The following is a 9,253-nucleotide window of genomic DNA, read 5'->3' on the forward strand; positions in this document are numbered from 1 at the left end:
GCCGTCCCTTCCGACACCGTGTCCGACCGACCCCCGAGGAACCGATACCGATGCTGATGACCGACGTCCTGATCGTGGGCTACGGCCCCGTCGGTGAGATGCTCACGATCCTGCTGGCGCAGCGCGGGCTCACCGTCACGGCGGTCGAGCGCTGGGCCACCCCGTACAACTTCCCGCGCGCGGTCTCGTACGACGGGGAGGCGAGCCGCATCCTGGCCGCCGCCGGCGTCGCCGACCGGCTCGGGCCGGTGGTGGAGTCGTCGGGCGAGTACACCTTCAAGAACGGCTTCGGCCGGACCCTGCTGCACGTCAAGGTGACCGGCGACGGCCCGATGGGCTGGCCCGACTCGGTCTCCTTCTACCAGCCCGGGCTGGAGGCGCTGCTCGCCGAGCGGGGCGCGGAGCTGCCGGGCGTGACGGTGCTGCGCCCGCACCAGGTGACCGGCCTCGTCGAGCACGACGACCGGGTCGAGGTCACCGTCGCCGGCCCGGAGGGCGAGGAGGTCCGCGCGGCCCGCTGGGTCGTCGGCTGCGACGGCGCCAACAGCTTCGTCCGGGAACACCTGGGCAGCGGCGTTACCGACCTCGGCTTCACGTACGACTGGCTGGTCTGCGACGTCGTGCCGCACGAGGCCCGCGAGTTCAAGCCGAACAACCTCCAGGTCTGCGACCCGGCGCGCCCCCGCACGGCCGTGTCGGCCGGCCCGGGGCACCGGCGGTGGGAGTTCATGCGGGTGCCGGGGGAGAGCCGGGAGGAGTTCGAGACCGTCGAGAGCGTGTGGCGGCTGCTCGGCCTCTTCGACATCACGCCCGACAACGCGACCCTGGAACGCTACGGCGTCTACACCACCCAGGCGTGCTCGGCCGACCGCTGGCGCTCCGGCCGGATCCTGATCGCCGGCGACGCGGCGCACGTGATGCCGCCGTTCATGGGGCAGGGCATGAGCTCGGGTTTCCGCGACGCCCTCAACCTCGCCTGGAAGCTCGACCTGGTGCACCGCGGCCTGGCCGACGAGGCGCTGCTGGACACCTACCAGGAGGAGCGCTGCGCGCACGTGCAGCACGCCATCCGGATGTCCATGGACTCGGGCACGGTGATCTGCGAGACCGACCGCACCGCCGCCGCCGGCCGGGACTCCGTCATGCTCGCCGAACTGCGCCGGCGCACCTCCCGGCCGCGTACCCGTTCCCTGCTGGAACCCCTGGCCGGCGGGGTCCTGCACGCCCGTACGGCCGAGGCACCGGCGGCCGGCGCGGGCGTGCCCATGCCGCAGGGCCGCGTCGAGGTCGACGGGCGCGCCGGCCTCTTCGACGAGGTCGTCGGCACCGGCTTCGTCCTGGTCTGCGCCGAGGACCCCGACGACCTGCTCGACGCGGACGCCCGGGCCTTCCTGGACTCGCTCGACGCCCGCGTCGTCCGGGTCGTCCCCGCCGGCGCGCCCGCCCCCGGGCCCGGCGCCGCGCCGACCGCCTTCGACCTCGACGACGTGTACCTGTCCCACCTCAAGCGGTACGACGCCGTCGCGGTGCTCGTCCGGCCCGACTTCTACGTATTCGGCACGGCAGCCGACCCGGCCGGTGTGCCCGCGCTCGTCGAGGACCTGCGCCAGCAGGTCCGGCGCGGCTGATCGGCATCCACCCCTCGGAAGGAACCCACATGTTCGAGAACCTGAAGATCGCCGGCCGGGCGATCCGCACGGTCTTCACCGCCGACCCCATCACCCGGGTCCGGCGCTTCTACGAGATCCAGTCGCCCGACGTCGAGTTCGCGGCCCGCCGCACGCACTACATGAACGTGGGCTACTGGGAGGATGGCGTCACCGACCTCGACGTGGCCGCCGAGGCGCTGGCCGACAAGCTGGCCGACGCCGCCGGGCTCAAGCCGGACGACACCGTCCTCGACGTGGGCTTCGGCTACGCCGACCAGGACTTCAAGTGGCTGCGCGAGCGCCGGGTCGCCAAGGTGTACGGGCTCAACATCACCCCGCACCACGTCGAGGCGGCGCAGCGCCGGGCGCAGGAGGAGGGCCTCGCGGACCGCACCGACTTCCGGCTGGGCAGCGCCACCGAACTGCCCTTCGAGGACAACACCTTCGACCGGGTCGTCGCCCTGGAGTCGGCCTTCCACTTCTACCCGCGCAGCGCGTTCTTCGCCGAGGCGCTGCGGGTGCTGCGCCCGGGTGGCGTGCTGGCCACGGCCGACATCATCCCGGTCAGCGGGGACGTCGTCCGTGCGGCCATCCAGTCCGGCCCGCTGAGCTTCGTCAAGTTCAGCATCCCGAAGGAGAACTGGCACGACCGGGACACGTACCGGCAGGAGCTGGTCGAGGCCGGCTTCGCCAACCCGGAGGTGCACTCGATCAAGGAGCGCACCTGGGAGGGCTGGCGCGCGTACATGGCGGGACGGACCAACGACCCCGAGTTCCGCGCCGTCGTCAAGCCCGCCGTGCGCAAGAGCATGGCCGCGCACTGGAAGAACCAGGACCTCATGAAGCGCGAGATGGCGCAGCTCGACTACGTGATCGCGGTCGGCCACAAGCGGTGACGCCCCGCACGGACGAGGGGCCCGCCGACCGGTCGTGACACCGGTGGACGGGCCCCTCGTCCGTGGGATCAGACGGCGGGCGCCGCGGTCAGGGCCGTCGAGATGGCCCGCAGGACCGCCGGCTGGTGCTCAGCCAGGAAGAAGTGCCCGCCCGGGTAGACCTTCAGGTCGAACGGCCCGGTGGTGTGGGTCGACCAGGCCCGGGCCTCCTCGACCGTCGTCTTCGGGTCGTCGTCGCCGGTGAAGACGGTGATCGGGCAGCTCAGCGGCGGACCCGGCCGGTAGGTGTAGGTCTCCGCGGCCCGGTAGTCACTGCGGATCGCCGGCAGCGCGGCCCGCAGCATCTCCGGGTCCCCGAGGACGGCGGAGTTGGTGCCGCTGAGCTTCCGGACGTCGGCCAGCAGGCCCTCGTCGTCGAGCAGGTGCACCGTCTCGTGCCGCGCCTGCGACGGCGCACGGCGTCCGGACGCGAACAGGTGCGCCGCCGTACCGCCGTCCTGCTCGATCAGCCGGGCGAGTTCGAAGCCGACGCTGGCGCCCATGCTGTGCCCGAAGATGGCCACCGGCTCGTCCAGCCACGGCCCCAGCACGGTGAAGACCTCCCGCGCGAGCTGGTGGATGTCACCGATGCACTTCTCGTGGCGGCGGTCCTGCCGGCCCGGGTACTGGATCGACAGCACCTCGACGGCGGGGGAGAGGCTGCGGGAGACGGGGAAGTAGAAGCTGGCCGACCCGCCGGCGTGGGGCAGGCACACCAACCGCCTGGCGCCACCCGGAGCCGGGTGGAAGCGTCGCACCCACAAGCCGTTGTCGGTATTTGGCGTGGTCATCCTTGGCGGTCCTTCCGGCGGCTGCGTTTCCCGACCGGATCTGCACGGAACCGGTCGAGGCGACGCTAGTGCGACGGGTGGGGACCGGACACCCCTAGCTGGCCCGTTGCCTGGTTAGGGGTTGTCCGCGCTCGCGCACACCCAATAACTTCTCCCCGCAGATGGGGATCTGCGTGGCTCTCGGCCGAGCGAGCCGAACGACAGATACAGGTGTCGCCTGAGACTTCTGCGCATTCGTACCGTCGCTTACGTCGAGTCTCCGCCGTGAATCGCGATGGGCTGGGTTGATGGACACCGAAGACAAGCTCCGGGAGTACCTGAAGAGAGTCACCGCCGACCTGCGGCGGACCCGGCAACGGCTCCGTGACGTCGAGGCCGATGCGCAGCAGCCCATCGCGATCGTCGGCACCGGCTGCCGGTTCCCGGGCGGGGTGCGCACGGCCGAGGAGCTGTGGGACCTCGTCGCGGCCGGCGGCGACGCCATCGCCTCCTTCCCCACCGACCGGGGCTGGGACCTGGACGCGCTCTACGACCCCGAGCGGTCCCGGCCGGGCACCTCGTCGGTCCGCGAGGGCGGCTTCGTGCCCGACGCCGCCGAGTTCGACCCCCGGCTGTTCGGGGTCTCGCCGCGCGAGGCCCTCGCCATGGACCCGCAGCAGCGGCTGCTGCTGGAGACGTCGTGGGAGGCCGTGGAGGCGGCCGGCATCGACCCCACCAGCCTGAAGGGCGCCCGCGTCGGGGTCTTCGCCGGCATGACCCACAGCGGGTACGCCCACCCGCCGGAGACCCCGCCGGCGGGCGTCGAGGACTACCTGGGTCTCGGCAACGCGGGCAGCATCGCCTCGGGCCGGGTGGCGTACTCCTTCGGGTTCGAGGGCCCTGCGGTGACGGTGGACACGGCGTGTTCGTCGTCGCTCGTGGCGTTGCACCTGGCCGTGCAGGCGCTGCGGTCGGGCGAGTGCGACCTCGCCCTGGCCGGCGGCGTGACGGTGATGCCCACCCCGGCGGTGTTCGTCGACTTCACCCGGCAGGGCAACCTCTCCCCGGTGGCCCGGTGCCGGGCGTTCGCCGACGCGGCGGACGGCACGGCCCTCGCCGAGGGCGTCGGGATGCTGCTCGTGCAGCGCCTGTCGGACGCGCAACGCGACGGCCGCCAGATCCTGGCGGTGGTACGGGGCACGGCCGTGAACCAGGACGGCGCCTCGAACGGGCTGACGGCGCCGAACGGCCCCTCGCAGCAGCGGGTGATCCGGCAGGCCCTCGCGAACGCGGGCCTGTCGACGGCCGACGTGGACGTGGTGGAGGCGCACGGCACCGGCACGACGCTGGGCGACCCCATCGAGGCGCAGGCTCTGCTGGCGACGTACGGGCAGGGCCGGGATGTGCCGTTGTTGCTGGGTTCGGTGAAGTCGAACCTCGGTCACACGCAGGCGGCTGCCGGGGTGGCCGGGATCATCAAGATGATCTCGGCGATGCGGGCGGGTGTGGTGCCGGCGACGCTGCACGTGGACGCGCCGTCGTCGCACGTGGACTGGACCTCGGGTGCCGTGGAACTGGTGACGCGGACGCGTGAGTGGCCGGCGGTGGAGCGTCCCCGGCGCGCGGGCGTGTCGTCGTTCGGCATCTCCGGCACGAACGCGCACGTGATCCTGGAACAGCCGGAACCCGAGACCGATCCCGGGATCGAGGCGGAACCGGCGGCGGGCCCCCCGGGGCTGCCGGTGCCGTGGGTGCTGTCGGGTCGCTCCGAGCGGGGTCTGGCGGGTCAGGCGGCGCGGTTGGCGTCGTTCGTGCGGGACCGGTCCGATCTTGCGGTGGCGGACGTGTCGTGGTCGTTGGCGACGACCCGGGCGGCGCTGGAGCACCGGGCGGTGGTGTGGGGCTCGTCGGTGGACGAGCTGGTCGCCGGCCTGTCGGCGGTGGCCGAGGGCGGGCCGGCGGTGTCGGGTGTGGTGTCGGCGGGTCGTCGGGCGGTGTTGTTCACGGGTCAGGGCTCGCAGCGCGCCGGCATGGGTCGTGAGCTGTACGACGCGTTCCCGATCTTCGCGGCGTCCTTCGACGCGGTGTGCGCGGAGATCGATCCGCGTCTGCCGCGTGGGTTGCGCGAGGTGGTGTTCGCCGACGCCGGTTCGGCCGGCGCCGCGTTGCTGGACCAGACGGTGTTCGCGCAGGCGGGCCTGTTTGCGGTCGAGGTGGCGTTGTGGGAGCTGTTGTCGTCGTGGGGTGTGCGGGCGGATTTCCTGGCGGGTCACTCGATCGGTGAGGTGACCGCGGCGTACGTGTCGGGGATGTTGTCGTTGGCGGACGCGTGCACGCTGGTGGCGGCGCGGGGTCGGTTGATGCAGGCGTTGCCGGCCGGTGGCGTGATGGCGGCCGTCGGTGCGTCGGAGGAGGCTGTCGCCGAGCTGATCGGCGCGTCGGGTGGGGCCGTGGACGTCGCGGCGGTCAACGGTCCGGCGTCGGTGGTGGTGTCGGGTGCCGCCGGCGAGGTGGCCCCGGTGGTGGCGGCCGCCCGTGAGCGTGGTTGGCGGGTGAAGGAGTTGTCGGTCAGTCACGCGTTCCACTCGCGCCTGATGGAGCCGATGCTGGAGGAGTTCGCGTCGGTGGTGGCGGGGCTGGACTGGCAGCCGCCGAGGATCCCGATCGTGTCGAACGTGACCGGCGCGGTGGCGGACGCCGGGGAGGTCACCGATCCCGGCTACTGGGTGCGGCACGTGCGGCAGCCCGTGCGCTTCGCCGACGCCGTACGGACCCTGCACGGGCAGGACGTGACGCACTTCCTGGAGGTCGGCCCCGACGCCGTGCTCACCGCGATGGCCCAGGACTGCGTCGAGGCGACCGGCGACGTCCGGTTCACCGCCACGCTGCGGGCCGGCCACCCCGAGCCCGACACGCTGCGCACCGCCCTCGCCGAGCGGTACGTCACCGGCGGCCACGTCGACTGGACCGGATACCTCACCGCTGCCGGGGCACGCCCCCGCACGGTCGCCCTGCCCACTTACGCCTTCGACCACCAGCGCTACTGGCTCAACACCACCGCCGGCGGCGCGGGCGCGCCCGGGCTCGGCGTCCGCCCCGTCGACCACGCGCTGCTCGGCGCCGCCGTACGCGTGGCCGACGACGACGTGCGGCTCTTCGGCACCGAACTCTCCGCGCGTACCCACCCGTGGCTCGCCGAGCACGTCGTCTGGGACTCGGTCGTGGTGCCCGGCGCCGCCCTGGTCGAGATGGTCCTGCACGCGGGCGCGCAGGTCGGCTGCGACACCCTCGACGAGCTGACCCTCCAGGCGCCGTTGGCGCTCACCGGGCAGGACGCCCGGTCGGTGCAGGTGAAGCTGGGCACGGCGGACGAGGAGGGACGCCGGCCGGTCACCATCCACTCGCGGGCCGCCGCCGACCCGGACGGGGAGTGGGACCGGCACGCGGCGGGCGTCCTCGCACCCGCCGCACCGCAGCCCGACGGGGCCGAGCCGGCGCCCTGGCCGCCCGCGTCCGGCACCGCCGTCGCGGTCGACGAGGTCTACACCGAGCTGTCCCGCCTGGGCGTCGAGTACGGCCCGCTCTTCCGTGGCCTGCGCGCCGTCTGGCGTACCGACGACGAGGTGTGCGCCGAGGTGGCGGTGCCCGACGGCACCGAGGTCACCGGCTACGGCATCCACCCCGCCCTGCTGGACGCGGCCCTGCACGTCGTCGGCCTGCTCGACGCCGACCAGGAGGCGTCCGGCGTACGCCTGCCCTTCGCCTGGACCGGCGTCACCCTCTCGGCGGTCGGCGCGACCGCGCTGCGGGTACGCGCCCGGCGCAGCGGCGGCGGGGTCACCCTGACCCTGACCGACCCGGCCGGCGCCCCCGTCGCTCGGATCGGCTCCCTGGTCTCCCGCCCCGTGACCGCCGAGCAGGTACGCGGCGCCGACGCGGGCGTCGACTCCCTGTACGACGTCGCCTGGCAGAGCGTCCCGGCGGGCCCCCCGGCGACCGCCGACGCGGTGCTCCTCGGCGACGCCCCGTCCGACCTGGCGGCACTCGCCCGGTACGGGCTCGCCGAGCTGGCCGAGGCGGTCGACGTCGGCCTGCTCGACACGGAGCTGGTGCTGCTCGCCGCGTACGCCGACGACGAGCGCGCCCCGGTCCCCGCCGCCACCCGGACCCGGCTCGCCGCCGTGCTGACCGCCGTGCAGGGCTGGCTCGCCGACGACCGGCTGGCGGAGCGGCAACTGGTCGTGCTGACCCGGGGGGCCGTCCCCGCCGGCGACACCGGCCGCACGACCGACCTGCCCGGCGCGGCGGTCTGGGGCCTGCTGCGCTCGGCCCAGGCGGAACACCCCGGCCGCTTCGTGCTGGTGGACCTCGACGAGGCGCGGCGACCGGAGCCCGGCACGGTGGACCTGGTGGCCCGCGCGGTCGCCACCGGCGAACCCCAGCTGGCGGTCCGGGACGAGCGGGTGCTGGCACCCCGGCTCACGCCCGCCGTCCTCGACCCGGCGCTGGGCGCCGACCTCGACCCCGACGGGACGGTCCTGGTCACCGGGGCCACCGGCGCCCTCGGCGGCCTGCTGGCCCGGCACCTGGTCAGCGCGCACAAGGTGCGTCGGCTGCTGCTCGTCAGCCGGCGCGGATCGGACGCACCCGGCGCGACGGAGCTGTTGACCGAGCTGACCGCGCTGGGCGCGCAGGTCCGGTTGGCGGCCGGCGACGTGGCGGACCGGGACTCCCTCGCCGCCCTGCTGGCCGACGTCCCCGCCGAGCACCCGCTCACCGGCGTCGTCCACGCCGCCGGCGTCCTCGACGACGCGGTGATCTCGGCGCTGACCCCGGAGCGGATGTCCGCCGTGCTCTCCGCCAAGGCCGACGCCGCCTGGCACCTGCACGAGGTGACCCGGGGGCGTAACCTGGCGATGTTCGTCCTCTTCTCGTCGGTCGCCGGCGTCCTCGGCGGCCCCGGGCAGGGCAACTACGCCGCCGCGAACGCGTTCCTGGACGGCCTCGCCCAGCACCGGCGCGCCGCGGGCCTCGCCGCCACCTCCCTGGCCTGGGGGCTCTGGGCCGCCGACAGCGGCATGACCGGCGCCCTCGACGCCGCCCAGCGGCAGCGGATGAGTCGCAACGGCCTCAGCCCGCTCGACACCGACCTGGCGTTGCGCCTCTTCGACGCCAGTCTGCGCGGCGGCCGCCCCCACCTGGTGCCGGCGCTGCTCGACCCCGCCGCGCTGCGCCGCCAGGCCGACGCCGGCCAGCTCCCGGCGCCGCTGCGCGGCCTGGTCCGGGCCCGGCGGCGCGCCGTCGCCGGTGGCGGCGACGGCGGCGGGCCGTCCTTCGCGCAGCGCCTGGCCGGCACGCCCGAGGCGGAGCGAGGCCGGCTGGTGGAGGACCTGGTCAAGGCGCAGGTCATCGAGGTGCTCGGCTACCCGCCGGCCACCGTCGTGCCCTCCGGGCAGACGTTCACCGGCCTCGGCTTCGACTCGCTGACGGCGGTGGAGCTGCGCAACCGGCTGACCGCCCTCACCGGGATCCGGCTGCCGGCGAGCCTGATCTTCGACTGCCCCACGCCCGCCGCCCTCGCCGACTTCCTGCTTGTCGACGCCGCCCCGCCGGCGCCCGAGGCGGGCCTGCTGGCCGAGCTGGACCGGCTGGAGGCCGCGTTCGCCGCGACCGGGCCGGAGGAGCTGGAACGACTGGCCGGCGACGACGAGACCCGGACCGCCGTGGCGGTCCGCCTCCGGGCGCTGGTCACCAGGTGGAGCGACGCCACCGATCGGCCGGCCGACGTCAGCCAGGCCCTCGACGAGGCCTCGGACGACGAGCTGTTCGACTTCATCGACCAGAAGTTCGGCCGATCCTGACCACGAGTCCGCCGCTTGCCCCTTAGCGACAGGTGATC

General features: G+C 74.2%; 4 protein-coding genes. 3 read left to right on the forward strand and 1 reads right to left on the reverse strand.

Annotation, left to right across the window (positions count from 1 at the left end; genetic code table 11):
• Positions 1–50: 50 nt before the first annotated feature.
• Both ACN27A_RS01135 and ACN27A_RS01140 read left to right on the forward strand, forming a co-directional pair.
• The gene (locus tag ACN27A_RS01135; RefSeq protein ID WP_421449070.1) at positions 51–1,628 is read left to right on the forward strand and encodes a bifunctional 3-(3-hydroxy-phenyl)propionate/3-hydroxycinnamic acid hydroxylase; all 1,578 of its coding nucleotides are present in this window, start codon (positions 51–53) and stop codon (positions 1,626–1,628) included.
• Positions 1,629–1,657: 29 nt separating this feature from the next.
• Positions 1,658–2,545 carry an SAM-dependent methyltransferase gene (locus ACN27A_RS01140; protein ID WP_421449072.1) on the forward strand — a complete coding sequence of 296 codons (888 nt, stop codon included), beginning with the start codon at positions 1,658–1,660 and terminating at the stop codon, positions 2,543–2,545.
• 68 nt (positions 2,546–2,613) lie between these two features.
• Here the strand turns inward: ACN27A_RS01140 and ACN27A_RS01145 are convergent, their stop codons facing one another.
• Entirely contained in the window at positions 2,614–3,375 is a 762-nt protein-coding gene (locus ACN27A_RS01145; RefSeq protein WP_421449074.1) for a thioesterase II family protein, read from the reverse strand.
• Between the two features lie 284 nt (positions 3,376–3,659).
• Between ACN27A_RS01145 and ACN27A_RS01150 the strand changes: the two genes are divergently transcribed.
• Positions 3,660–9,215 carry a type I polyketide synthase gene (locus tag ACN27A_RS01150; RefSeq protein WP_421449075.1) on the forward strand — a complete coding sequence of 1,852 codons (5,556 nt, stop codon included), beginning with the start codon at positions 3,660–3,662 and terminating at the stop codon, positions 9,213–9,215.
• Positions 9,216–9,253 lie beyond the last annotated feature (38 nt).

Origin of the sequence: Micromonospora sp. WMMD737, assembly GCF_049179055.1 — a bacterium.
Taxonomy (GTDB): Bacteria; Actinomycetota; Actinomycetes; order Mycobacteriales; family Micromonosporaceae; genus Micromonospora; species Micromonospora reichwaldensis.